The 25855-nt window shown below is 46.9% G+C and carries 20 protein-coding genes and 4 tRNA genes; 6 read left to right on the top strand and 18 right to left on the bottom strand.

Features of this window, described 5'->3' with window-relative positions:
• From AAA946_RS06045 to uvrY, 9 genes are all read right to left on the bottom strand, one after another.
• Positions 1-2898, bottom strand: coding sequence for a pyridoxal phosphate-dependent class III aminotransferase (locus tag AAA946_RS06045; protein WP_338164049.1), 2898 nt, complete (start codon positions 2896-2898; stop codon positions 1-3).
• Positions 2899-3398: 500 nt separating this feature from the next.
• Positions 3399-4121 carry a riboflavin synthase subunit alpha gene (locus AAA946_RS06040; RefSeq protein WP_338164048.1) on the bottom strand — a complete coding sequence of 241 codons (723 nt, stop codon included), beginning with the start codon at positions 4119-4121 and terminating at the stop codon, positions 3399-3401.
• Between the two features lie 246 nt (positions 4122-4367).
• A tRNA-Gly gene (locus AAA946_RS06035) sits at positions 4368-4443 on the bottom strand.
• Between the two features lie 27 nt (positions 4444-4470).
• A tRNA-Leu gene (locus AAA946_RS06030) sits at positions 4471-4557 on the bottom strand.
• A 65-nt stretch (positions 4558-4622) separates the two neighbouring features.
• Positions 4623-4698: transfer RNA gene (locus AAA946_RS06025), tRNA-Gly, on the bottom strand.
• A gap of 18 nt (positions 4699-4716) precedes the next feature.
• Positions 4717-4790: transfer RNA gene (locus AAA946_RS06020), tRNA-Cys, on the bottom strand.
• 357 nt (positions 4791-5147) lie between these two features.
• Complete coding sequence (gene pgsA, locus AAA946_RS06015) at positions 5148-5702, bottom strand: CDP-diacylglycerol--glycerol-3-phosphate 3-phosphatidyltransferase (RefSeq protein ID WP_338164047.1); 555 nt, start codon at positions 5700-5702, stop codon at positions 5148-5150.
• A gap of 48 nt (positions 5703-5750) precedes the next feature.
• Complete coding sequence (gene uvrC / locus AAA946_RS06010; protein WP_338164046.1) at positions 5751-7586, bottom strand: excinuclease ABC subunit UvrC; 1836 nt, start codon at positions 7584-7586, stop codon at positions 5751-5753.
• A 13-nt stretch (positions 7587-7599) separates the two neighbouring features.
• Entirely contained in the window at positions 7600-8244 is a 645-nt protein-coding gene (gene uvrY, locus AAA946_RS06005; protein ID WP_006075673.1) for a UvrY/SirA/GacA family response regulator transcription factor, read from the bottom strand.
• 484 nt (positions 8245-8728) lie between these two features.
• Here uvrY and AAA946_RS06000 point away from each other — a divergent pair, with 484 nt between their 5' ends.
• Positions 8729-11107: a DNA polymerase II gene (locus tag AAA946_RS06000; protein ID WP_338164045.1), complete on the top strand. Its 2379-nt coding sequence runs from the start codon at positions 8729-8731 to the stop codon at positions 11105-11107.
• Positions 11108-12038: 931 nt separating this feature from the next.
• On the opposite strand, the gene AAA946_RS05995 is transcribed toward AAA946_RS06000, so the two are convergent.
• A complete protein-coding gene (locus AAA946_RS05995; protein WP_338164044.1) occupies positions 12039-12818 on the bottom strand; it encodes a nucleotidyltransferase domain-containing protein in 780 nt (259 codons plus the stop codon).
• 160 nt (positions 12819-12978) lie between these two features.
• On the opposite strand from AAA946_RS05995, the gene efpL reads away from it, so the two are divergent.
• Both efpL and AAA946_RS05985 read left to right on the top strand, forming a co-directional pair.
• Complete coding sequence (gene efpL, locus AAA946_RS05990; RefSeq protein ID WP_338164043.1) at positions 12979-13545, top strand: elongation factor P-like protein EfpL; 567 nt, start codon at positions 12979-12981, stop codon at positions 13543-13545.
• Between the two features lie 3 nt (positions 13546-13548).
• Complete coding sequence (locus AAA946_RS05985; RefSeq protein WP_338164042.1) at positions 13549-13866, top strand: HI1450 family dsDNA-mimic protein; 318 nt, start codon at positions 13549-13551, stop codon at positions 13864-13866.
• 57 nt (positions 13867-13923) lie between these two features.
• Here AAA946_RS05985 and AAA946_RS05980 read toward each other — a convergent pair whose 3' ends face one another.
• The 3 genes from AAA946_RS05980 to AAA946_RS05970 all read right to left on the bottom strand — a co-directional run bounded on the left by AAA946_RS05980 (position 13924) and on the right by AAA946_RS05970 (position 15981).
• Positions 13924-14457: a phosphatase PAP2 family protein gene (locus AAA946_RS05980; RefSeq protein WP_445206061.1), complete on the bottom strand. Its 534-nt coding sequence runs from the start codon at positions 14455-14457 to the stop codon at positions 13924-13926.
• Positions 14458-14558: 101 nt separating this feature from the next.
• Complete coding sequence (locus AAA946_RS05975; protein WP_338164041.1) at positions 14559-14945, bottom strand: DUF2750 domain-containing protein; 387 nt, start codon at positions 14943-14945, stop codon at positions 14559-14561.
• A 130-nt stretch (positions 14946-15075) separates the two neighbouring features.
• On the bottom strand, positions 15076-15981 hold the full coding sequence (locus AAA946_RS05970; RefSeq protein WP_042477482.1) for a manganese-dependent inorganic pyrophosphatase: 906 nt from the start codon (positions 15979-15981) through the stop codon (positions 15076-15078).
• A 220-nt stretch (positions 15982-16201) separates the two neighbouring features.
• On the opposite strand from AAA946_RS05970, the gene AAA946_RS05965 reads away from it, so the two are divergent.
• The gene (locus AAA946_RS05965) at positions 16202-17437 is read left to right on the top strand and encodes a putative manganese transporter (RefSeq protein WP_338164040.1); all 1236 of its coding nucleotides are present in this window, start codon (positions 16202-16204) and stop codon (positions 17435-17437) included.
• Between the two features lie 8 nt (positions 17438-17445).
• Here AAA946_RS05965 and AAA946_RS05960 read toward each other — a convergent pair whose 3' ends face one another.
• The 4 genes from AAA946_RS05960 to torE form a co-directional block, all read right to left on the bottom strand.
• Complete coding sequence (locus AAA946_RS05960) at positions 17446-19200, bottom strand: glycoside hydrolase family 36 protein (RefSeq protein ID WP_338164039.1); 1755 nt, start codon at positions 19198-19200, stop codon at positions 17446-17448.
• A 103-nt stretch (positions 19201-19303) separates the two neighbouring features.
• On the bottom strand, positions 19304-21766 hold the full coding sequence (torA, locus tag AAA946_RS05955; RefSeq protein ID WP_338164038.1) for a trimethylamine-N-oxide reductase TorA: 2463 nt from the start codon (positions 21764-21766) through the stop codon (positions 19304-19306).
• Positions 21767-21789: 23 nt separating this feature from the next.
• Entirely contained in the window at positions 21790-22971 is a 1182-nt protein-coding gene (gene torC / locus AAA946_RS05950; RefSeq protein ID WP_112478214.1) for a pentaheme c-type cytochrome TorC, read from the bottom strand.
• A 43-nt stretch (positions 22972-23014) separates the two neighbouring features.
• Positions 23015-23191, bottom strand: a complete 177-nt coding sequence (torE, locus tag AAA946_RS05945; protein WP_042499363.1) for a trimethylamine N-oxide reductase system protein TorE — start codon at positions 23189-23191, stop codon at positions 23015-23017.
• A 427-nt stretch (positions 23192-23618) separates the two neighbouring features.
• Between torE and AAA946_RS05940 the strand changes: the two genes are divergently transcribed.
• Together AAA946_RS05940 and AAA946_RS05935 are read left to right on the top strand one after the other, a co-directional pair.
• Positions 23619-24413 carry an ABC transporter permease gene (locus AAA946_RS05940; protein ID WP_338164037.1) on the top strand — a complete coding sequence of 265 codons (795 nt, stop codon included), beginning with the start codon at positions 23619-23621 and terminating at the stop codon, positions 24411-24413.
• Positions 24414-24643: 230 nt separating this feature from the next.
• The gene (locus AAA946_RS05935) at positions 24644-24817 is read left to right on the top strand and encodes a hypothetical protein (protein WP_338164036.1); all 174 of its coding nucleotides are present in this window, start codon (positions 24644-24646) and stop codon (positions 24815-24817) included.
• Positions 24818-24867: 50 nt separating this feature from the next.
• On the opposite strand, the gene focA is transcribed toward AAA946_RS05935, so the two are convergent.
• Positions 24868-25710, bottom strand: coding sequence for a formate transporter FocA (gene focA / locus AAA946_RS05930; RefSeq protein WP_338164035.1), 843 nt, complete (start codon positions 25708-25710; stop codon positions 24868-24870).
• Between the last annotated feature and the right edge of the window lie 145 nt (positions 25711-25855).

The following is a 25855-nucleotide window of genomic DNA, read 5'->3' as shown; positions in this document are numbered from 1 at the left end:
TTAGTGAGAGTTAGTTAGCTCAAGGGCTAGTTGATGAATATTGTTTAGAAGCGTCTCGAAGTCCGATAGCTTCAAGCAAGGGTTTAAGATCGTAAATTTCAGTGCCGAGTGACCGTTTACGACGGTTTCCCCTAATACCGCAACGCCGCGAGTCAGCGCTTCGATACGAATCGTTTTGTTAAGCTGCTCTAAGTCAGCAGCCCCACTGTTTGTCGCTCTGAAGAGCACAGTCGACAAAGACGGCCTAGCTAAGAGCTCAAACTGCGGATGCGCTTTAACAAGCTTAGCTACTTGTTGAGTTTGATCCATGAGATGATCGTACATCTCTCCAAGCGCATCTGGACCAACGTTTTGCATCGTCATGAAGACTTTCAAAGCGTCGAAACGCTTCGTTGTCGCAATGGATTTATCGACCAAATTTGGTAGCTCATCATGTTCGCGATTAAGATAATCGGCATGATGAAGCAGATATTTAAAGTTAGCTTTGTCTTTAAGAAGGAGTGAGCCGCAGCTGATTGTTTGATAGAACAGCTTATGGAAATCGACACTCACGGAATCGGCTTTTTCGATACCTTGGAGCTTGTCTTTATGGCTGCTCAAAATCAGAGCGCCACCGTAAGCACTGTCAACATGGAACCAAAGACCAAACTGAGCGGAGATATCAGCAAGTGCAGCTAGGTCATCAATTGCACCGTGGTCAGTGGTGCCAGCGGTGCCAACCAATGCAAACGGAATGAGTCCTTCTTCCTTGAGTGCTGTGATGTCAGCGAGCAAAGCATCTGCCTTAATCGTGCCATTGTCGTGAGTTGCCACGCAGTGCACCGCTTTTTCGCCAAGACCAAGCAACGACGCTGACTTTTGTACCGTGAAGTGTGATTTGTCTGAGCATACGATACGCAGTTTATCGGCGTAGCTTGGCAGGCCCAGTTTCTGAATAGAGTGACCGTCGGTGATGTCAGCAATACGGTCACGAGCGAGCAGTAAACCCATCAAGTTGCTTTGCGTCCCACCACTGGTGAAAATGCCATCCGCATTGTCGCCAAGCTCATAACGCTCGCACAGCCAGTCCAACACCTTTTGCTCAACATACGTTGCAGCAGATGCTTGATCCCAAGAATCCATTGACTGGTTTAGCGCCGCAATCATCGCTTCCGCCGCTACCGCAGGCATTAGCGGAGGGGTATGAAGGTGAGCAATACAATCTGGATGCTGAGTAAAAATAGAATGCTCTGCTACCAGTCCTGCTGTTTCATCCACAACACTTTGTAGGTTGCTGTTTTGGCTATCAAGATTCACATTATTGATAAGAGTTTCGAGCGTTTGCGGATCCAATCCAGAGTAAGGTTTGCTTACCTTCTCAAACACTTCTTTCATCGCTTGAGTGGTGTGATTCATCACCTGAGCAAATTCCGTTGCCCCTTGTTCACCGGTATGGATGAAGTGCTTACGCCAGCTAGATTCTCTCGCCTGTTGCTCTGTTTTCTCGCCTCCACCCGCGACAATGATCGCTTCTTCGATGGTACGCAGCGCAAAGTCAATTTGCTCAAAGCTGATGATAAGGGGTGGCAGGAAGCGAATGACCGAGCCGTCACGACCGCCCTTTTCCACCATTAGACCACGCTCCAGTGCAGCGTGTTGAATCGCGAGAGTCAGTTCGCCATCAGCAACTGGCTCACCAAACTTATTGTGTTCACCCGTTGGTTTGACGATTTCCATGCCTAACATCAGACCTTTGCCGCGAACTTCCGCAATGCAGTTCACGCGATCTTTGATTTTATTTAGACCAAGGCGCAGGTATTCGCCCGCTATACTCGCGTGCTCAACAAGGTTGTCTCGCTCGATGATCTCAAGTGCTTTTGCACCAGACACCATCGCTAATTGGTTACCACGGAATGTGCCAGTGTGCTCACCCGCATTCCACGTATCGACCTTTTTGTTGAACACCAAGATCGACATTGGCAAACCGCCGCCAATCGCTTTGGATAGACAAAGAATGTCTGGACTGATCCCCGCTTCTTCGAAAGCAAATCGGTAACCCGTTTTGCCCACGCCGCATTGGATCTCATCCAGAATCAGTAGGATTTCATGCTCATCACAGATCCTGCGCAGCTCTTTGAGCCAAAACGCTGGAGCTGGAATCACACCGCCTTCACCTTGCACAGGCTCAACGATGATCGCCGCAGGTTTCATGATGCCCGCTTCATCATCATTCAGCAGGCGCTCGATGTAGCGGATGCTTTGTTTAGCGCCCGCATCACCACCCAGCCCAAACGGACAGCGCAGGCTGTATGGGAATGGCATAAAGTGAACGTCGGACATCAGACCGGTGCGACGCGCCTTAGTACCAAGATTACCCATCATGCCCATGGTACCGTTAGTCATGCCATGATACGCACCGCGGAAGGCAAACATGGTGTTGCGACCTGTAGTTTGCTTAGCAAGCTTGATGGCTGCTTCCACGGCGTCAGCCCCAGAAGGGCCGCAAAACTGAATCACTGAATCCGCAGCAAACTGCTCCGGCAGGAAGGCTTTAACGCGTTTGATAAAACGGTCTTTGGCTTCTGTGGTGATATCGAGAGTTTGATATGGCAGGCCAGAATCTAACTGCTCTTTTAGGGCTTGGTTTATTTCAGGGTGGTTATACCCCATCGCCAAGGTACCTGCGCCAGCTAGACAGTCTAAGAAGATCTGACCGCGAGTATCTTCCACTAAGGCACCATAGGCGCGCTTAATGGCAATCGGGAGACGTCGCGGATACGAACGTACTTCTGATTCATGCTCAGCTTGGTCTAGTAGAACTTGATCTGGGGTCAGATCGTAGGTGCCTTCGACATGCGGAACTTGCACGGAAATCGAAGACGCGAATTCTTTGGAATCAAATTCGAATGCTGTACTCATTTACTTGTAACCTGATTTTACGCGTACAGAATTGGCTGTTACGCGAACAACAAAACGAGCCCCACCTGAATAACAGATGTGACGAAGCCCAACGCAATCGCGCTAGGAAAATAGATCGATGTTGAGAATCAAGGCTCTGTAATACTACGGTTTACGCGCAATACACAGTTTGGAAGTACAAAGCTGATTTTTGAGTGAGAGTTAATATGTTTCAATGTTGGGTTTCCCATAAATATGCCTGTCCAGGCATCAGTATCCCGTCTACTGATTATTGGCATAATCAGTACCTACCCTACGTCGTATCACAATCAGCTTGAATGGTTACGACGCGTATCCCCCAGATTCATTCCGAGATTGGGCGGGAAAGTAACATAGAACTCATTATCATCGCAACCGTTTTATCGACGAAAAAGTTGCTCATTTTTTAAAGCATTTGTTAACGATATCAAACCGCTACCATAAAAAAAGCCGCCTCAAATGAGGCGGCTTTTTAAGCGTTTTTACTGATCTTTCTTATCACTCAGACTCTTAGTAGTCGCGTGACCAATGGTATCTACGTCAACACCGTTTTGCTCTAAGAATTTTTCAAACATAGGAAGCAGTGGCCCTAACGTTTCTGCGATAGTGTCTCTCACCGTATCAACGACAACTTGTGTGCCGCGTTCAATTTCGATATTAACGTCATCACCCACGTCTTTACCTTCGAAAGTGGTCATACGGCGCGTTTCTGGGATCAGCCAGACATCGAACCACCCTTCTTGCTTGTCGACTTCAGAAACAGTCAGACTTGCGCCATTGATTGCGATGTAGCCTTTAGGGAACACATACGGCTTCCACTCTTTTGGCAGTTGAAACTTGATGCGATAGTTGTCTTCTTGCTGTTCTACAGCCACTAAAGGCGTTTTAAAGTCCACGTGTCCAGACAAAGGGTGACCGCCGATTTCAGCACCATCTTTAGCCGCACGCTCCACATTGATCACTTGACCTTGCTCAAATGAGCTCAATGTGGTGATGTTAAGACTCTGCAACATTACATCGAACGACAAACGCTTGCCGGTTTGGATCTCGGTTACCGTTAAACAGACACCATCCACTGCGATGCTGGCGCCAATTTCAACATCGACACAAAAGCCTTCTTCAAAGTCGATTTCAAAAGTGCGGATACCATTAAGATCTGTAATTTTATCAATAGTGGCGACGGATTGAATAATACCGGTAAACATAGATGCCTCGATTCACGATTGGAGTGCTTTTAGTACGGACATCATTGCAAAAAGAATCAGTAAGATAAAGACCAAAAGTGGAAAAGTGTCAGAACGAGAAAACCCCAGCATTTCTGCTAGGGCTTTAGTGTTTGGAGCGACTCGACCGGATGCGGGCACGAGGTTCACCTCATTCCCAATACAGCAGCCTTGATTAAATGGCTAAAAACAAGAAAACCCCAGCATTTCTGCTGGGGTTTTAGTGTTTGGAGCGACACACGAGGTTCGAACTCGTGACCTCAACCTTGGCAAGGTTGCGCTCTACCAACTGAGCTAGTGTCGCATGTGTCTTTTCAGACTTAATTTGAGATGGTGCCCCGGGCCGGACTTGAACCGGCACAACGCGAACGTCGAGGGATTTTAAATCCCTTGTGTCTACCAATTCCACCACCAGGGCACGCAAAATCCTTTGCGATGGAGACACCATCTTGATACCGCCTTCAAGGCCATATCACTATAATTTGGAGCGACACACGAGGTTCGAACTCGTGACCTCAACCTTGGCAAGGTTGCGCTCTACCAACTGAGCTAGTGTCGCATATTCTCAAAGAGAGAATGGAGGCGCCTCCCGGAGTCGAACCGAGGTCCACGGATTTGCAATCCGCTGCATAGCCACTCTGCCAAGGCGCCTTCTTGTTTCTCTTGAAGCTTTGCTCTTCACTTTCGTTTTGAGCAGTTCCTCTTGAGTACGGGAGGCATTTTACGCAATCAGGAAAATGAGTCAACACGTTTTTTGATATTTTGAATCGTTTGACCAAGAAATACCCAAAAACCGCTAATTTGCTCAATTTTCTAGCAAAAACATGTACATTTAGGTCTAGAAAACTTGTCAACTTACCAAAAGCCGCCTAACCACGACGTTTGATTTGAACCGACTTATAGGCCTTCTAGCACCTACTCCTTATAATATTAAACTGCGCTAAAAAGCAAAAAGGCGAGCTTAATGCTCGCCTTAGTCATAAATACTGTTGTTATTAATCGCGTTGACTACTTATCTGCGTTAAGTAAATCATCTTTAGCCGCCGCTAGGTACTGCATCATTGACCAGTAAGTCAAAACAGTTGCGACGTAGAGCGCCACATAGCCAACCCAAACCATCCAATCATCGTAACGCCAAATGAGAACCCAGAGCGCAAACATTTGAGAGACAGTTTTGACCTTCCCTACCCAAGATACGGCCACACTCGCTCGTTTGCCAATTTCAGCCATCCACTCTCGCAGCGCAGAAATAATGATTTCGCGGGCAATCATGGTTACGGCAGGAATGGTGACCCAAATGGAATGATAGTGTTCGGTGATAAGAATGAGTGCGGTTGCCACTAGGACCTTATCCGCCACTGGATCGATGAAAGCACCAAAACGCGACGTTTGCCCAAGCTTTCTCGCTAACATTCCGTCGAGCCAGTCAGTAAAGCCTGCCACCCAAAAAATCATAGCGGCGGCAAACGGCGCCCAACTATACGGAAGATAGAAAGCAACGACGAACACGGGGATGAGAAATAATCTCAACAAAGACAGAATGTTAGGGATGTTTAAACGCATATTATTATCGGCTCTATTTTACTGCCTGTTTATGTTGCGGGATTTTGGTCACTGTTTCAATGCTTGATGGATGTTTTCTGCCAAAGAAATGCTAATTCCTGGTACTTTGGCGATTTCTTCTACACTTGCACGCTTTAGTTCTTGTAGGCCACCCATGTACTTTAGTAGTGCCTGACGTCGTTTAGGACCAATGCCTTCAATTCCCTCTAATGGGCTAGTGCGACGAGCTTTGGCACGTTTCGCCCGGTGGCCAGCAATCGCATGGTTATGACTCTCATCACGGATGTGCTGGATAAGGTGCAGCGCTGGGGCATCACTTGGCAAGTTAAACTCTCGCCCTTCTGGCGTGATCAATGTTTCTAGACCCGGTTTGCGCGTTACACCTTTGGCAATACCAATCAATAACGGACGCTTCGGCCAATCATCCCAATACTCAGACACAATCTCAACCGCACGATTAAGCTGACCTTTACCACCATCAATAAAAATGATGTCAGGGATCTTGTCGACATCGATCTGTTTCGAATAGCGGCGCTCAAGCACTTGTCCCATCGCAGCGTAATCATCGCCACCCGTAATGCCCGTGATGTTGTATCGGCGATATTCCTGTTTTATTGGACCTTCTTGATTGAACACCACACAAGAGGCAATCGTATTCTCGCCCATGGTATGACTGATATCGAAACATTCCATACGATTGATGTTCTCAATGCTCAATGCCTCTTGAAGGGCTTTGAAGCGCTGATTGATGGTCATCTTATGGTTGATCTTGGTAGTAATCGCCGTAAGCGCATTGGTGTTCGATAGTTTAAGATATCGCCCTCTCGCTCCAGTAGGATTGATATGGAATACCACTTTACGACCAGCGATTTCTGTCAGTGCCTTAGATATATCGTCAACATCTTCTACCAGACTGTCATTAAGGATAATTCTCGACGGTATCGTCCGCGATTCAGAATGGTTAAGATAATACTGACTCAAAAAGCTGTAAAAGACTTCTGATTGCTCTGTATTGTTTGGGATCTTAGGAAAATGGCTACGACTGCCTAAAATTTTCCCTTGGCGAATCATCAAGATATGGACACACGCCACGCCATTTTCTTGCGCAAAACCCAGCACATCCATGTCATCGTCACTGTCTTCAGAGACAAATTGCTGCTCTTGAACACGTCGAATAGCTTGGATCTGGTCGCGATACTTGGCAGCGTTTTCAAAGGCAAGATTGCGACTCGCCTCGTCCATCTTCTCCACCAGCATCTGCACTACGTTCTTATCCTTGCCTTGCAAAAATAGACGCAGCAATCCGACCAACTCGTCGTATTCTTCATCAGAGATAATGGAGCTAACACACGGCCCTGCACAGCGACCAATTTGGTACATCAAACACGGTCGACTTCTATTGGCATAGACTGAGTCTTCACACTGACGAACAGGGAAAATCCTTTGTAACAGGTGTAGGGTTTGCCTCACAGCTCCAGAGTCTGGATAAGGGCCAAAGTACTCACCTTTCTTCCGTCTGGCCCCACGATGCATGGAAAGCCTTGGGTGTTTATGACCCGACAGAAAAATATATGGATACGACTTATCATCTCGGAGCAATACATTGTATTTAGGAAGGTACTGCTTGATGTAATTATGTTCGAGGATCAACGCTTCGGTTTCGGTATGTGTTACCGTTACGTCTATTTTGTTGATATTACTGACTAATGCGCGGGTTTTTTCACTATCAACGCGTTTGCGAAAATAACTGGAAAGGCGCTTTTTGAGGTCTTTGGCTTTACCGACGTAGATAACGACCGACTCGGCGTCGTACATACGGTAGACGCCGGGTTGGTTAGTTACGGTTTTGAGAAAGGATGTTGAGTCAAAAATGGGTTCTGACACGATACGGTCTCAACTACAACGTCTCAGTATCTAGCATTCCATGTCGAATCGCTAAGTGGGTCAGTTCAACATCACCGTTGATATCGAGCTTGCTAAACAATCGATATCTGTAACTATTGACGGTCTTCGGACTCAAGCTTAATTGCTCCGAGATATCCGTTACCTTTTGCCCTTTAGTAATCATCATCATGATCTGAAGTTCACGTTCAGAGAGATCTTTGAACGGATTTTCTGATGCAGAAGAAAATTGACTTAGCGCCATCTGCTGAGCAATCTCAGGAGAGATATAGCGCTGGCCGCTGTTAACAAGACGAATAGCATTCACCATTTCGTCTGGCGCAGCACCCTTGGTCAGGTAGCCCGCGGCTCCTGCCTGCATAACTTTTGTCGGAAATGGGTTTTCCGTATGCACAGTTAACACGATGATCTTTATGTCTGGGTTGTGGCGAAGGATTTTTTTTGTCGCTTCTAGTCCACCAATGCCAGGCATATTCATATCCATTAAAATGACGTCAACATGGTTGCTGCGACACCACTTTACGGCTTCTTCACCACTGTCAGCTTCCCCTGCCACATTCATTCCACGGACGTCTTCGATAATACGTCGTATCCCTGTGCGAACCAGTTCGTGATCATCTACAAGGAAAACATTAATCAAACTTGTATCTCCACACTTATCTATTGGCTCTGCGACCACTTGAGGTTAGTGGATAGCAGCATGGCTAACTATCATACCTCATGTTACGTTTAAATGCTCCCATGCAGATCGTGCACAGGCGCAAAGTTTGCGAAACACATTACGACGAAGACTCGACGCCGTCAATCAGAAAAACTTTAAAATCATTAGGTTACAATTTAAACAACCATTAGGCATCTCTAACGTAACCCCCCGTTTTATGGGCATAAATCCGCTTTGAGTCACTATGAAACCTCTGTCACACTATGCTCTAAGTAATTGCAAAATCTCGATATAAATCACTATTCTAGAAACATCGCGTTGCCACTAAAGTTTAGTCTATATGAAGAACTTTGGCTGTGATTCGACCTTTGTTACACTTGTTTATCACTCAGAGCTATCATTGAGTAAAATCTTGCACAAATTTTACTCAAACCAATGCAAGTCATGTAGGAATTCGTTTCATTTGGATATTCATCAAGGTTTTCTGTTAACCCGTCAAGCAAGAGACACTCGGTTTGGCCCTCAAATTGAGTTGTGGCTGTCAACGCCTCAGGGACCCGCTCAGGTTCTTATCGAGGGGCAAAAGCCGGTGTTTTTTGTGCCGCTCTCAGACAAAGAGTCCGTGCAGAAAACAGCAACGGATGCCGGGCTTAGTATCACATTTAATCCAGTGGACATGAACAGCTTTGATGGCCAACCTCTCATCGCAGTTTATAGCAACACCATAGCCGCGGCTCGCTCTCTAAACGATAAACTCAAGGAACAAGAGACCTTGGTTCTGGAAGCCGATATTAAGCTGGCTGACCGATTCTTAATGGAGCGCTTCATCCAAGGCAGTTTAGCCGCAGCAGGTCGTACTGAAATCATTAACCCTGGCCAGCCGAATCAATTCCTGCGTATTACCGACGCAAAATGTAAATCGCACGACTACCAACCGGAACTCAACGTGGTTTCGCTCGATATTGAATGTTCGGAGAAAGGCGTACTCTATTCTATTGGCCTCGACAGTCAAAAAGACCGTAGAGTCATCATGATAGGCGAACCCGAAGTGTGTGAAACGCCTACTCAGTGGGTCAAAGACGAGAAATCACTGTTGCTCGCGCTCAATGATTGGTTTCAAGCGTTCGACCCCGATGTGGTGGTTGGCTGGAGCGTGATCGATTTCGACTTCAAGCTGCTCAACAAGCGCGCCGAATTTAATAACGTCGTGCTGTCACTTGGGCGTAATGCACAAAAAATCTACTTTCGAACCTTACCTTCCAGTCAGCAGAGCTTTATCACTATGCCTGGCAGAGTGGTGTTAGATGGCATAGATACACTAAAAACGGCGACCTACAATTTTCGTTCTTGGTCGCTTGAATCCGTCTCGCGCGAGCTGCTCGGAGAGGGCAAAGCGATACACAACGTGCACGATCGCATGGATGAAATCAACACTATGTTTCGCCGTGACAAGCCATCGCTTGCTAAATACAACTTACAAGACTGTGTGCTAGTTAACCGTATCTTCGACCACACGCACTTGCTGCAATTTGCCATTGAGCGCACCAAATTGACAGGGGTCGAGCTTGACCGCGTAGGCGGCTCTGTCGCCGCATTTACCAATCTCTACTTACCGAGACTCCATCGGGCTCATTATGCCGCCCCAAATCTACATCCAGAAAATTGGGTAGCCAGTCCCGGCGGCTATGTGATGGATTCCATTCCCGGTTTGTATGATTCCGTCCTCGTGCTCGATTTTAAGAGCTTGTACCCATCGATTATCCGCTCATTTTTGATTGACCCTATGGGATTAATTGAAGGTCTGAAGCTCGACATCGGCAAAAATGACGACCAAGCCGTCGCAGGATTTCGAGGAGGTCAATTCCACCGAACGCAGCATTTTCTTCCAAACTTAATCCAAGATCTGTGGAAAGCGCGTGATGCCGCAAAAATCAACAACGAAAAGGCGTTTTCACAAGCCATTAAGATCATAATGAACTCTTTCTATGGGGTGCTAGGCTCATCTGGCTGTCGTTTCTTTGATACTCGTTTAGCCTCATCCATTACGATGCGCGGGCACGAAATCATGAAGACCACCAAAAAGCTTATTGAAGCTCAAGGTTATCAAGTGATTTATGGCGATACGGACTCCACGTTCGTCTCTCTAAACGCCGCTTTTACACCAGAAGAAGCTGACAAGGTGGGCAATGAACTGGTCACATCTATCAATCAATGGTGGACCGAGCACTTAGCACAAGAATACAAGCTCACCTCAATCTTGGAATTGGAATATGAAACGCACTACCAACGCTTTTTAATGCCCACCATACGTGGATCAGAAACGGGGTCGAAAAAGCGTTACGCAGGGCTTATCGGCGAAGGCGATACTGCTCGGCTTATCTTTAAAGGTCTGGAAAGTGCGCGAACCGACTGGACTGCGCTATCACAGGAGTTTCAGCAAACGCTTTATATGATGGTGTTTAACCACCAGGATCCTGCTGACTATGTGCGCGAGTTTGTTGAATCTACCCTTCGCGGCGAGCACGATACGCAGTTGGTTTATCAAAAGCGATTACGAAGAAAGCTGCACGAGTATCAGAAGAACGTTCCGCCGCAAGTGCGGGCAGCCAGAATGGCGGATGAGATCAACCAGCAGCTGGGGCGCCCTTTGCAATATCAAAATCGCGGGCGCATCGAGTACGTTATTACCGTTAATGGTCCGGAGCCAAAAGAGTATCAACGCTCACCCATTGACTATCAACACTACATTGATAAACAGTTAAGGCCCGTTGCCGAGGCTATCTTGCCGTTCATTGGCATGAACTTCGACGATTTGACTGCGCCACAAATGGGGCTGTTCTAACTGCTAGGTTTTGTTCAAACAATAGCATTTTGCAGGAGGACAACAAACTTTGATCGGAAACGCGCCTTTTCAAGAAATTATTGGGCTATTGAAAGCGAAAGTTTGATCACTTTCTGAAACGTTTTTGGACATAAATAGTCTACGTCCGCTCGTTTTTAACATGCCCCACGTAGCCGTCATCCTCACGAAAGTGAGGATCTCTTACCGCGTGTAGGCAACTGAAAATCTTCGACTAAATCACGTAAATCAGCTTCACGATGCGCTGAATGAGATCCCCTTTTTCAAGGGGATGACAGTGATTTTTTGAGGATGGTGTGAAACACGAAAAGGGGCAAAGACGTGTTTGCCGAGATAGGCGTCAGCACGTCCTTCGACAGAAGTTCTCTACATCCCTTCATTTCTAACATACCCCCATATAGCCGTCATCCTCACGAAAGTGAGGATCTCTCACCGCGTGTAGGCAACTGAAAATCTTCGACTAAATCACGTAAATCAGCTTCACGATGCGCTGAATGATATCCCCTTTTTCAAGGGGATGACAGTGATTTTTTGAGGATGGTGTGAAACACGAAAAGGGGCATTTTTGAGCTAGAGGTGCCCGTCACGAAGGTTCTGGATAGAAATGCTCTACATCCCTTCATTTCTAACATACCCCATATAGCCGTCATCCTCACGAAAGTGAGGATCTCTTACCGCGTGTAATTGACTGAAAATATTCGACTAAGTCACGTAATTCAGCTTCGCGACGCGCCGCATGAGATCCCCTTTTTCAAGGGGATGACAGTGATTTTTTGGGGGGAGGAAGCGCGAAATGAGGCAAAGGCGTGTTTGCTCTAGTCGATTCACATAAATCTCTGCCAAGTGAACTGACAGAGCAGAAGTGACAAACTTTATTGTCTTCCGATACATTTGTCCAAATGATAGCGCTCATTCAACCAATCTTAAACTCGGTCTTTTGATACTCTTTGACAAGCCAGGGAGCAAAGTCATCCACAAGGCCGACAACCGAGCGTTTTGGTATGACCCGTCTACCAAGCAAAATACCGAGGCGCTCAACGGTTTGCTCGCGCTGTGGGTAGTACTCAAGAAATACTCGACCGCTTTCCAAAGGGTCATCTAACCAGCGCTTGGTTTTATGGAGCACCAAACCATAGGCTGCTCTGAGTAGCTTCTTTGCCAGCCTACGCTGAGCATCGACTTGCGAGGACGGTTCTTCTGCCAAGGCGACGTCCTTTCTGAGCATGGCAGCGCTTTGCTCGATATCCATATTCCACTGCTTGGCAATTTCCCAGCTCGGCACGTAATCACCAAAGCACTCTGATAAATCCTCACCATAGACATTGGTGCAGCACTGTTTGAGCAAAAATCCCCAAGTGAATAGCGCAGAAAGTGAGGCCACTTCACTGACTAATGCCGTTCGAACTGCTAGGCCTTTCACGAAAGGAAAGTCTTTCTGAAACCGCCAGTTTATTGAGTTGAACAGTGATTTTTGGCTCGGTGAGAAAGGCGCATGCGTAACCAACACCACATCGAGATTCGACACATGCGGGATTGCCGTTCCGTTAGCCACCGAACCATAGACATAAATGCTATGCAGGTTCTCTTTCAGTCCCGACTTTAAACACGCGATTAAGTCTTCTATGACCGGAACATAGCTCTGCTGAGGAATAGAATGATGGATTGGCGATTGGGTTGATACTTGGTTTTGCACGTCGTTACTTAGCCAGTTTGGATATCTCCCTATTCTACGATTGCCTATTTTGGGATTCAACGTTGAATTGTGGTGGTTGAGACATCATTCCCTTCTTGAGCAAACCTAGATTTCGAACGTATAATTGACTGTCTAAACAAAAAAACGAAGGAAATAGTCCATGCCTAAGGCAAGTGAGCTTAAAAAAGGTTTTGCGATTGAGTCAAATGGCAAAACGTTGCTAATCAAAGATATCGAAGTCACCACTCCAGGTGGCCGTGGCGGTGCAAAGATCTACAAGCTACGTTGTACTGATTTAGCAACAGGCTCAAGAGTTGATGAGCGTTTCAAATCAGATGACACTCTTGAAACGGTAGAAATGAACAAGCGTAACGTGACCTTCTCTTACGTTGATGGCGATGAGTACATCTTCATGGATAACGAAGACTACAGCCAATTCACGTTTAAGCACGATGAAATCGAAGATGATCTACTGTTCATCAATGAAGACACGCAAGGCGTTCAAGTTATCCTAGTAAACGGCAGTGCAGTTGGCCTTGAGCTACCATCGTCTGTTGAGCTAGTGATCGAAGAAACTGACCCTTCAATTAAAGGTGCATCAGCTTCTGCTCGTACTAAGCCAGCTCGTCTATCAACAGGCCTAACTGTGCAAGTACCTGAGTACATCGCAACAGGTGACCGTGTAGTGATCAACACTGCAGAACGTAAATACATGAACCGAGCGTAATTTATGTCAGAACTAATTTCATACGATGACGTGATTGAAGCGGCATACGATATCTTCCTAGAAATGGCACCAGATAATCTGGAAGCAGCCGACGTGATCCTATTCACTGCGCAGTTTGATGACCGCGGTGCAGCGGAGATTGTTGAGACTGGCGCGGATTGGGTGGAGCACGTTGGCTTTGACGTTGACGAAAGCTATGCAGAAGTACGCATTGGCCTTGTGAACGAAGAAAACGATGTCTTAGATGATGTGTTTGCGCGCTTACTGGTAAGCCGTGATCCTGACAATAAGTTCTGCCATATCCTATGGAAGCGTGATTAACGCTATCTCCAATCGTTTAAAAGCTCAGCTATGCTGGGCTTTTTATTGGCTGGTAGATTACCAAACATAGGTCAACGACACGCCAGCCGAACGAGAGCTAGCATAAGGCACCACCTGCAAATTTTCATCTAACTTGTCGGTAAACACCCAGCCCGTCAATACGCCAAGAGCAGCACCGGCTGCTACGTCTCGCCAATAGTGCTTATCCGCTTGCACACGCCCTACGCCAACCATAGCGGCTACTCCATAAGCTGGTAGACCCACTTGCCACCCTTGACGGATATACAGTGTTGTAGCGGAAGCAAAGGCGTTCGCAGTGTGATTTGAAGGGAAGCTTTTGTTATCACTGCCGTCTGGACGAGGGGCGTCAATGGTATGTTTACCAATAAGGCCGATAGCAGAAGCCGAGCCCACGCTGAGACCAGCTTGCCAAACACCTTGCCAATCTTTTTGATAGGCAGGCATTGCCGCTGCAAGTCCCACTAGGCCATAGGCACCAATGTCGCTGAATGTATCCCAAGCTTCTTTACTTGAAGCATGAGTAAAAGAGGAGAACACAAAGGTAGAGAGAAGTAACAAAAGTCGCGACATAACAAACAGTAAGCAGAGAAATAGAACCGATAAGTCTACCCTATGTTTTATTTTCTGCCTACTGTGTGAAATGTCTGATTACGGTTTATTCACACCTGTAATTAACGCGCTTTGCTGGCTTGCTTTTTAAGCTCAAAATCAAACTCTTCTGGGAATAGCACAACGCCTTCCTCATTTTGATTTGGGAACACCACCACCGCTAGCTCATCGTCTTCTAAGCCATATGTCCAACGGCTGTGCCATTTGTTTAGAGAAATCGCTTCAGCTTTACAGTTATCCCATTCACCAGTGGCCCATTGCTCAGCCAGCTCTTGATGTGGCCATACTGGCACGCAATCTTCATCTTCGGTGTTGAGCATCACGCAACCGTGCTCGTCCGTCAGAATCCAGATTTGACGTTCTTGCACCATGGTTTTCACACTGTACTTCAGTCTCTTCTCTTCATCGTAACGAGAGATTTCATCAATTTGATGTTGTTCTAATGCCATTGCAGCGCGCCTTTTTGATTATTTATAACTCTAGGGATTAAGTTTAACTTTAGGATAGCGGAAATAAAAAGCCCCAGCACCTATGACGTTTCGTCACGGTAACTAGGGCTCTATCAAACTCAGTGAAAGATTACACGAGCTCGTTTTGCAGCCAAGGCCAGCCTTGCTTCTTACGGCTTAGTGTATTTTCCATCATCAGCATGCCATCTTTCTCATGCTTAACCAGTTTCTCAGCCCACTCACCTTTGTAGATTAGACGAGTTTGAGCGGTTGTGATGTCAGTAAGCATCACAGCAGCAAACGCCAGACCTTCTTCTTCACAGCGACGAGTTAGGTCAGCTTCTAGCGCTTCGATCATGCCATCAACTTGCTCAAGTGTCGCAAGCTCAACCTGACCAACAACCACATCGCGACCGTTGAATGGGTAAGCTTTAAGATCTTTTTCTACTAGTTCAGCAGCAGATAGACCTTCGATGTTTGTTTTAGCGATCAATAGATCTTTGATGAACGCGTCTAGATCTTCAACACCAGCGATTTGTGCTAGCTCTAGAACCGCATCTTTGTCTTTTTGAGTACAAGTTGGAGATGCGAAACCTACTGTGTCAGATAGGATTGCAGACATCATTAGAACCGCTAGTGGGCGAGTGATCTCTGCTTGCTCCATCTTGAATAGGTTAAATAGGATGGTACAAGTACAACCTACAGGCCAGATCCAAGCTTCAAGAGGGTTTACTGTCATCACATCACCTAGACGGTGGTGGTCAACAATACCTAGGATTTCTGCTTCGTTGATATCGTCTGGTGCTTGCGCTAGATCGGTGTAATCTACTAGCCAAACTTTTTCACCAGCAACGCTTGTGCGTAGTTCTGGTTGGTCAACGCCTGCTGTTGCAAGAATGTGTTGCGTCTCACGGTTAATCTCGCCTTGACGAACTGGCTTCGCTTCAAGACCGCGAGCTTTTAGAAGTTCTGCAGCAACAAGTGCACCACAAATGCTATCACTATCTGGGTTTTTATGACCGACAACTAAAATCATTTTGCTTCCTAACTAATTCTGATCATTCAGGCGAGTTCGCCTGTATTACTCTCACAGGGGCGATACTTTACCTGATTTTCTCGATTTGTCATCGGTTGATGCGTGATTCCCATGATTCTTTCGTCCTCACATTGTGTAAACAAACCCCATAATTACAATTGAGAATTATTATCATTAATATATACTCGATAATAATTCTCATTTGACTTTGGTGACGACAATGTTTCTGGTGAAAAGTCCCACTATCCTTAATGGTCTCAACATTGACCAGTTTAAACCTAAATACAAGCGCTTAGTGCTGCCCGTTGCACTTACGGCACTGCTTATTAGCAGTGCAACTCGTGACGCCACTATGAATGCCCTCGCCGATGCCTTCTGGGCAGTCTCTTGCTATGTCGCTTTCACTTTGGTTGTGTATCACCAAGTTGCGCGGATGATGTCGAGCAAAAACCGAGTTGTCGAACTCTATCATCAATCCCCTAGCTATCAGGTCTTGTTCTCCTCAATGTTGGGTGCATTGCCAGGTTGCGGCGGGGCAATTATTGTCACCACTCAGTTTGTTACTGGCCGAGTCGGGTTTGGCTCTGTCGTCGCGGTGCTCACAGCAACGATGGGCGATGCCGCCTTCTTACTGATCGCGAGTCAACCTGGGGTTGGTGCAGGTATGATGGTGCTCGGTGTCATCGTTGGCGCGATAACGGGGCTTGTCGTCAACCGCATCCATGCTGAAGATTTCCTAAGACCGCCTTCAGAAAGTCATGTCAGCACAATGGTGAGCCGTTTTACCTCATCCCAGAGCTGCTGCTCAAACGCTAGCAGCGACGCGACTCCGTTACAAAACAGAGCCATCAACTTGCAAGGTCTATTTTGGACCTGGCTCATTGTGCCTGCTACCGTGATAGCGTTTGCAATGTCATTTCAAGTCGATATCAACGCAGTACTTGGTATCTCCGACGGTAGCATTGAATGGACTGGCGCTATTCTCGCGGTCGTGATGATGTTTTTATGGGCATTTACCAAAGAAATCCATGACTATCAAAGTACGGTAGCCGAAGATGACAAAACCCCCACGTCACATCCTATGCAAAAAGCAGCGCAAGATACGCACTTTGTTAGCGCTTGGGTGATTGTTGCATTTCTCGCTTTCGAGCTGTCGATTCACTTCGCGCACATTGATATGGCAGCGTCGCTATGCGGATACGGCGTGTATATGCCATTGGTCGGCATGCTGGTGGGGTTACTTCCTGGCTGCGGGCCGCAAATACTGGTTACCAGTTTATATATTTCTGGTGTCATGCCAATGTCTGCGCAAATCGCCAATGCGCTTTCTAATGATGGTGATGCACTATTTCCGGCTATTGCATTAGCGCCAAAAGCAGCGCTGGCAGCGACCTTATATTCCGCACTACCAGCACTTATTGTTGGATACAGTTACTACGGCTTATTTGAAATGTAAGCCTGCATTCATGCTTGCGGCAAATGCACGATCGACACAACAGCTCGGCTACTTAAGCCTTGGCTTATGGGCACTATCTGTATTTGTACCGGCTCTTGATTGAGTTTCTCTCCTGTCCAAAAATCATACCAATCACTTGGAAACTCCGTGGTGAGGGTGTACTCACTCACCACGTCATTGTAGTGAAACAAACAGTGCAAACGGCGCTCTTCAGACAGTTTAAGCGTCGCATGATTAAGTGTCAGTGAACTGAATACCGAGGCGCGACTGGTTTGCTGCTGTCGAGTAATAAGGCGCGCTAATGTTTCTTTAGCAAATGGCGTCAGCTCTGGTAGCGGGTCTCCAGAAAGCAATAAACCACCAGCAGCAAGCAAGACATCACGATGGAACTCATACGCACTGCGATCGGCACCTTGATTCGCAAGCGAGGTGAACGTCGCACAATCAGGATCAATCAACCATAAACGCTGATGTTGCCAACTACGATAAAACGTCTCTTTGGCTATCTGTTCAAAACGGTGAACGTGACGCTCGACATCGTCAGAAACACGCATCGCATCCACCAAACCCAAAGATGGCCACATCGGCGCGTTGCACCCAAGCACTAGCGCATCGCCTGCCCCTTCATTGATCGCAGCCATACCAAGACGATAGGCTTCAATACCTGTCGCTCCTTTTTGATATCGACAGCCTTTCAACGTCCCCCAGTAATTGGCATCCAGCTTAAATAGTTCAACACCCCACTCCTCGCGCATGACTTTAACAACACGAGTGAGGTGTGCTTGTACTTCTGGATGAGTCGCATCCAAAATGTACCAAGGTGTGCAGCGCCAGCCGCCATAGGTGATGTCTTCCGCTTTCAACAATTCACCAGATGGGTGTCTTAAAAACCAATCAGGGTGCTGCTGAAAAACCTCCGATTCGGCTTGAGCAATAAATGGCGCCAGCCAGATCGCAGGTTTCTTACCGTTAGCACGGATCTCTGCGATCAGTGATTGCACGCCACCATCAAACTTATCTGAAGGTGACAGCCAGTCGCCCATAAACGCCTGATAGCCGTCATCGAGTAACACCCATTGCAGATCATTGAGTTGTTGGCTCATGATGCGTGTATTGTCGATAACATTCTCTTTGGTCACCTCAGCGTAATAGGCATACCAAGAGCACCAGCCGATGGGACTATTTTGGTTTGCACCATTTCGAACGGGATGATGGTTAGCAATTCGCTGCGCGTACTGTTCATAGACGCTATCTAAGCTACTACCATGAATGACCGTCAGTGATTCAAGCTGGTTGGTTTCCCAATACTGGGGCTCACTCTCTTCGCCATCCAAGTACGCCACGACATCTATTCCATGGCGTGTAGGTTCAATTAGGAAGTAACCCGCGAAGCGATGGCAAGAGGTAAAGCCGTAAAGCTGAAAGCCAGTTGACTGCTCCACCACCAAATAGTTGTAGAACCGTTTTGGAGCCTCTGATGGGTAGAGTCGGTAGCTGGCATTGTTGTCAGGACAACGACCCACATCCACTAAGGCATTTGGCGAGCCAGCGGTTTGGCACAACATTTGAAACCCATCACCCAATAACTGTGCGCGAGTCTCTACTTGATTTTCAAAGCGCAGTAATGCGGTTTGAGAAGACAAAGGTCGAGTTAGTACGCTGTGATAACAGCAAGTCAGCTCGCCGCTATCCAGTTTTATTTCAATGTCGGGGTTGATCGCTAGTGCATCTAGCTCTGGTAAAACAGAAATATACTCAGTCATAGGGTCTCGATATATTAACCAATTACCTAATGAGTATATTGTTAGGTATAAAAAAACCCATCGTTTCCGATGGGTTTTGTGTACTAGTTAGCACTTACTTGCGTTATACCACTTCGATAGGACCACCGAACGAGGTCACTGGTGGAAGTTTGCCTACAAACTTCTCAAAGTCGACCAAACAAGTGTTCGCAGACGTTGCCTGTGCAAGCTCCGAAGATGGAATATCTTGCGTCAACGTGTTTGGATCGCCATAGGTATCCAATGCGCCAATTTTCTCGTTAAGTGGGCCATACCATGCACCCTCTTCAATTCGAACCACGCCAGGTGCAAAGCTATCAGTGACAACCGCACCTGCTAGTAGCTGACCGCGATCGTTGTATACACGCACCACATCACCGTCTTTAATGCCTTTTGCTTTGGCATCTTTCGGGTTGATGTAAATCGGCTCACGACCTTGCACTGCGTAAGTCGCACGGAACTCTTCTGATTCACACATTTGTGAGTGCAGACGCTTATCCGGGTGACAAGACTGTAGCCAGTACGGATGTTTGTCTGAGCCTGGGCCGCCATGTGAACGCTCTGACTTTTCAAACCACATTGGGTGCTCTTGGCAGTGTTCGTAGTTCATGTTACCGATAGTACGGCTCGTGATCTCGATAAAGCCAGACGGTGTACCTAATGCATTGATCTCTGGGTCTTCACGGAAATCTGCGTGACGTACCCAAGGTTTACCTGTACCGAAATCTAAGAAACCTTTTTCCCAGAACTCAGCAAACTCTGGAAGTTCAAACTTGCCTTTGTTGGCTTCTTTACAGTTGTCGTAAAGTGATTTCACCCACTCCATTTCTGTCATGCCACGCGTGTAGTCTTCAGAGCGACCCCAACGACGAGTTAACTCCGTCATGATTTGGAAGTCAGTTTTAGACTGGAATAGCGGGTCCACCAGCTTATGCATCGCAATCAGACCACGGCCTGAGTACGCACCGTAACCGTCAATATCGTTACGCTCCCACTGAGTACATGCTGGTAGCACGATGTCAGAGTGGCGGCACGTTGCAGTCCACGCAAAATCAATCGCCACAACAGTATGAAGGTTGCGGAACGCTTTCTTCATGCGGTTGCGATCTTGGTGGTGGTGCCAAGGGTTATTACCACTAAATACCATCATCTTGATATCAGGCAGTGTTACAACCGAACCATTTGAGTTGATCTTCTTACCAGGCTCTAGCAGGCTGTCCACCCAACGAGCAACTGGGATTACACGGCTGTAGCCTTTAAAGTCTTGGTTGGTGTACTTAGGCGTTTGGCCTTGGTCGATGTTCAACGGGAATGAACCAGGAGCGGCAAAACCTGTTGAAGGAACACCGATACCTGAGTAGTGGTGACCATAAGACACACCACCACCTGGTAGACCGATCTGACCAATCATTGAAGCCAGTACTGCGCCCATCCAGTATGGTTGCTCACCGTGTTCTTGACGCTGAACACACCAGCCGAACAGGATTTGCGTACGACCGTTAACCAGCATACGAGCAAACTCGCGGATCTTATCCGCTGGTACGCCACAAATCTCAGCAGCCCATTCCGGCGTTTTCTCGACGCGGTCTTTGGTTTCACCTTGAACATACTTAATGAAATCTTCGAAACCTAGGCAATACGTCTCGATAAATTTCTTATCGTAAAGATCTTCGTTGTACAACACATGAGCCAGACCTAGCATAAAGGCTACGTCAGTTTGTGGGTTCACATACATGTGGTCGTTTTCTAGGTAACGCTGCGTTTTGTTTTTAACAGGGTCAACCGAGATTACGTTGATCTCTTTTTTAGCGACTTTTTCTTTAAGCTGCTCTAGGTATGCAAACGACTCATGCGTTTCACATGTCCAACCAACTTGAAGGTTTTTCACTGGGTCGTTTGCCCAAAGAATGATGTTGTCACTGTTCTCTAGGATAAGCTCCCAAGAGGTACCTTGAGCGTAAACTTCTGTCGAGCCCAACACGTATGGCAGGATGGTTTGACCCGCACCTGTTGAGTAGTCACCCACTTTCTTAACTGAGTAACCGTGCAGTCCCATTGCACGCATCATGTGGTTAGTACAGCTGTGCATTTGACCGGTTTGACGCCAACCCGTTTGACCGGTGTGCAGCGCAGACGGACCGTAGTCTTTTTGCACGCGCTCAAGCTCACGGTAGAAAAGATCTAAGGCTTCGTCCCACGTCACACGCACGAAACGATTGTTACCACGCGTTTCAGCTGCGTACTTGTGCTTCTTCAGCCAATCAAGGCGAACCATTGGGTAACGAACACGAGATGGGCTGTAGATAATGCCTTTAATACCGTTCAACATGTCTGTTGGGTATTTGTCCACTTCTAGCGGTTTGATCTCTTGAACTTTGCCGCCCCACACTCGGGCGCGAAACGCACCCCAGTGTGAACCAGATACTTTCCAAGTGCCGTCTGTTTCTGCTGCACTTGCCGTCGCTGATGCCAGTAGGCTCGGACCAATCAGTGTTGCTGCACTCGAGCCCGCCACGCCTTTAAGGAAGCTTCTTCTTGTAATTGCCATTTTTTAACTCCAATTGACGTTTATTAGTGGTGGCCTTCAGAGTAATCTGAAGAGTGCTTCTGTAGATACTTCAGAACCAGTGCTTCTGTATCTGTATCGAAGTTCACAAACGCGATCATACCGTCTAGCATGCCTACCCAGCCGTTTGCACTGAAGTGCGCAACGTCAGGTTGTGTATGACACGTAGAACAGTTGGTTTGATACGCTTCACCAGCTGCGTTCCAAATTGGAGTGAAGTCGGTCACCATAGACTCTTGTTTCATCCATAGGTCAACGGCAACTTCTTCCCAAGGAAGACCCGTTAGCTCGTCTTCTTTCTTCTCGCCCACATGCACATCAGCGCCTTGTGATACTTCACGAGAAAGAATAGCTGTTGAGATGTTCTTACCAAAGTCTTCTTGAATCACGCGACCAAAGCCTTTCGCTTTACGCCAGCCATCGATTTCAACTTTGATCATGTCACCTTTAACATCCAAGATTTCAACTTTACTTGCAGGGCTAAGTAGACCCGCTTCCGTTGAACCTGTTTCGTCGGTGTAAAGTGGTAGGTGACGAATAGAGACTACGCTCTGACCTTTCGAGTAAGATGTGCTGCTTGCTACTTGCTCTAGGTCACCAACAATACCGCTTGCCGCTGCCATATCTTTAGGCAGGTTATGTGCGATACCTTTGTGGCAGTCTACACAGCTTTGATCACGCTCTGCCGCAGACTTCATTTGAATGCGCGCTGTTGGTGACATTTGCTCGAAGTCCATAGACTCGTAGTTGTGACAGTTTTTACACTCTAGAGATTTGTTGGCAGAGAAACGGTCCCATTCATGGCGTGCTAGCTCTAGACGACGCGCTTCGAATTTTTCTGGGGTATCTAAATCGCCAAAAACCTGTGCGAATACTTCTTTTGAAGCCTGCATTTTACGTGCAATCTTATCTGTCCAGTTATGTGGAACGTGGCAATCTGGACAAGTTGCGCGAACACCTGAGTGGTTTTTCCAGTGAACGGTTTCTTGAAGTTCTACGTATACGTTGTCACGCATGGTGTGACAGCTGATACAGAACTCTTCTGTGTTAGTTGCTTCAAGCGCGGTGTTAAAACCACCCCAGAAAACCACACCAGCAACGAAACCACCCGCAGTCAGCACACCAAGGCTGATGTGTACGGCAGGGCGGCTGATGGTGCGCCAAAGTTTAATAAAAAAGGATTTCATGACTAACTCTCTTGAAACTTGTTGATTGGGTATTGGCTACGACTTAACCATGCACGCCTGGAGGGCCAAAAACGAACATTTGGAGCATCCAAACGATAAATCCGTAACCACCAACGATAGCCACACTCAACAGAGGGAAGAATACGGCACAGATGAAGAAAAACGACTTCCACTCCATCCCGTGCTTTTCCGCACTTTCTACTTTGTTAACATCACTCATACATTTGCCTATTTTGTATGTTGTCCAGACCGCGAGTAGTCCTTGACGGACACTCAATTATTTAAAACATCTATGGGAAAATGCTAAACCATACTATGAGTAGGGTTCAATCAATTCCGCACCTCCACCCCTTGTTAATCAACAGTTTTTTGAGTTCATCCAGAGTTGTATTTAATTAAAAATTGATGTGTAAAGTTATGAACAGATATGACAAATTAATACTGTTATCCACCTGTAAATATAGCTACATATCCACAACATTTACACGTGGGGAATGATCAAGCAAAGGATAAGTTTGATGTATTTTTCCCTTATTAAGAAACAATGATGTAATTTTTTTGTTAATCAACATGCACTTAAAGCGCGTGATTGATAACGTTAATTTGAGTACACTTTCAGTCTGGCTTTCACAAAAATAGAGCACGACATGCAGCAGGTTATCGATATCAGCTGGTGGCATATCATGCTGTTTGCTACCACCTTGCTCATCCCCTACGCCATCAACTACTACTACAAACTCGACATAGGTAGAGATGCGACCATTGGCCTGATCCGAATGGCGGTCCAGCTTGTCTTAGTCGGGCTTTACCTAGAATACTTGTTTTATTTAGACAGTTTAGCCGTCAATCTCGTTTGGCTATTGGTGATGATTGTCGTGGGAGCTAATGCCATTGCTTCTAAGGCAAAGCTCCCCAAAAAGCCTATCGTGGGATTTTTAATGGTGGCGTTATTTATTGGACTGTTTCCAGTCCTCGCGCTACTTTGCCTCGTGACCGTTCAACCCGATCCCTTTTACAGTGCGCAGTATGCCATTCCATTGTCAGGTATGCTGTTGGGTAATAGTTTGGGCGGCAACATCGTCGCTCTGCAAAACTTCTACAGCGCCCTTGAAGACCGGTGGAGTGAATACCAGGCCTCCATTGCACTTGGCGCGCCAATATCAATGGCCACACTGCCTTTCGTCCGCCTATCTTTACAAAAATCCCTCGCGCCTATTCTGGCAACCATGGCCACGACAGGGCTCGTTTCCCTGCCGGGAATGATGACTGGTCAAATTTTAGGCGGCGCGAGTCCCGTGGTTGCCGTCAAATATCAGTTAGTGATTATGATGGCTATTTGGGTCATGATGAGTATCTCTATCGTCGTCTGTTTGAACCTAGTGGTCTATCGAGGTTTTGACGCGAGCGGCAAGCCAACAATTCGCCCAAAAAGCACCTCATAATTTCACTGTTTTCTTGGTTACTCACTAGGTTTGAACCAGGTTATCCACAAGATATGTGGATAACCAAGTCACTGAAGTTACGTAATTTATCAATACACAAGCCTGTAAACGACCACTTGACGCTAAACGTCATCCTATTGTCATTAATAACGGATAATTTATCAGCAGAGCCGAGAGGCCGGAGATTTGCTCGAATTAACTATGTTGGTGAAACAGCAAGGATGATGAATATGATGGATGGATTGTACGTTGTGCCCGCGCAAGAAGATGTCGCTCGTAACTGGCTCATTGACACCCCTGAAGCATTGAATGATAGCAACGAGCAAGGTGAGTTCTGTCCACCCTACATGCACGCACAAGGCTGCAACCCTAGAGGTGAGACAGTAGCAGTGTATAGAGACTAAAAAAGGGCGCCACCGCCCTTTTTGTTTGCTATCTAGACGCGCGAGCTGAATTAGTCACGCAGATAGATAAGCCAGTACAACATACCAACAAACACGCCGCCACCAATGATGTTACCTAACGTCACTGGGATCAGGTTGTTGACAATAAATGTCATGAGGTTTAAGTCAGCAAAATCAGTTGGGGTTGAACCAATGGCCTGCCAAAATTCCGGTGACGCTAGGTTTTTAATCCCAATCGCCATAGGTACTTGGAACATGTTCGCAATGCAGTGTTCAAAACCTGCCGAGACGAACATGGCTACCGGCAGCACCATCACAATGATTTTGTCGGTCAACGTGCGACCACTGAAGGTCATCCAAACCGCCACGCATACCAGTACATTACACATAATGCCGAGCGCCACCGCCTGCCAAAAGTCATGATGCAGTTTGTGTTGAGCGATTTGCATGGTATTCAGGCCAACCTGACCACCGTCAAACATGTATTGCTTCGCCGTCAGCATGATGCCAACTAAGAACAGAGCTCCTAGCATGTTGCCAAGGTAAACCACGAACCAGTTTTTGAACAAGGCGCGCCAGGTAATTTTGCCACTCGCTCTTGCCACAAGGGTGAGAACAGAGCTGGTGAACAGTTCACCGCCGGTAATAATAACCAGAACCAAGCCCAAACTAAACGCAAGGCCACCGAGGAATCGTGTTAACCCCCAAGGTAAATCACCAGCCCCAGTCGTAATGGTGGTGTAAAAAATAAACGCAATACCAATGTGCAGACCCGCCGTGATGGCCAACAGGAAAGACTTCATTGGATCTTTTGTTGCTTTGCCTACGCCAGCTTCTGCCGCACGCTCTGCCATCTGTGGAGGCAGTAACGCGTCAAATTGATTGATTTCCATTTTTCTCTTACATATTTTGTGACAATTAAAACGGGCGCGGATAATCACTCCAATCCATCAATAAATCAAGACTTATTTGCCAGTAAAATGTTATTTACCAAATATGGTGGTATGCACAATGGGAAGAATAGGAAAAGCGCCACCC

The organism is Vibrio sp. 10N (genome assembly GCF_036245475.1).
In the GTDB taxonomy this organism is placed as follows: domain Bacteria; phylum Pseudomonadota; class Gammaproteobacteria; order Enterobacterales; family Vibrionaceae; genus Vibrio.
Note: the sequence above shows the minus strand (reverse complement) of the source record. Positions and strands in the feature narration are given on the sequence as shown.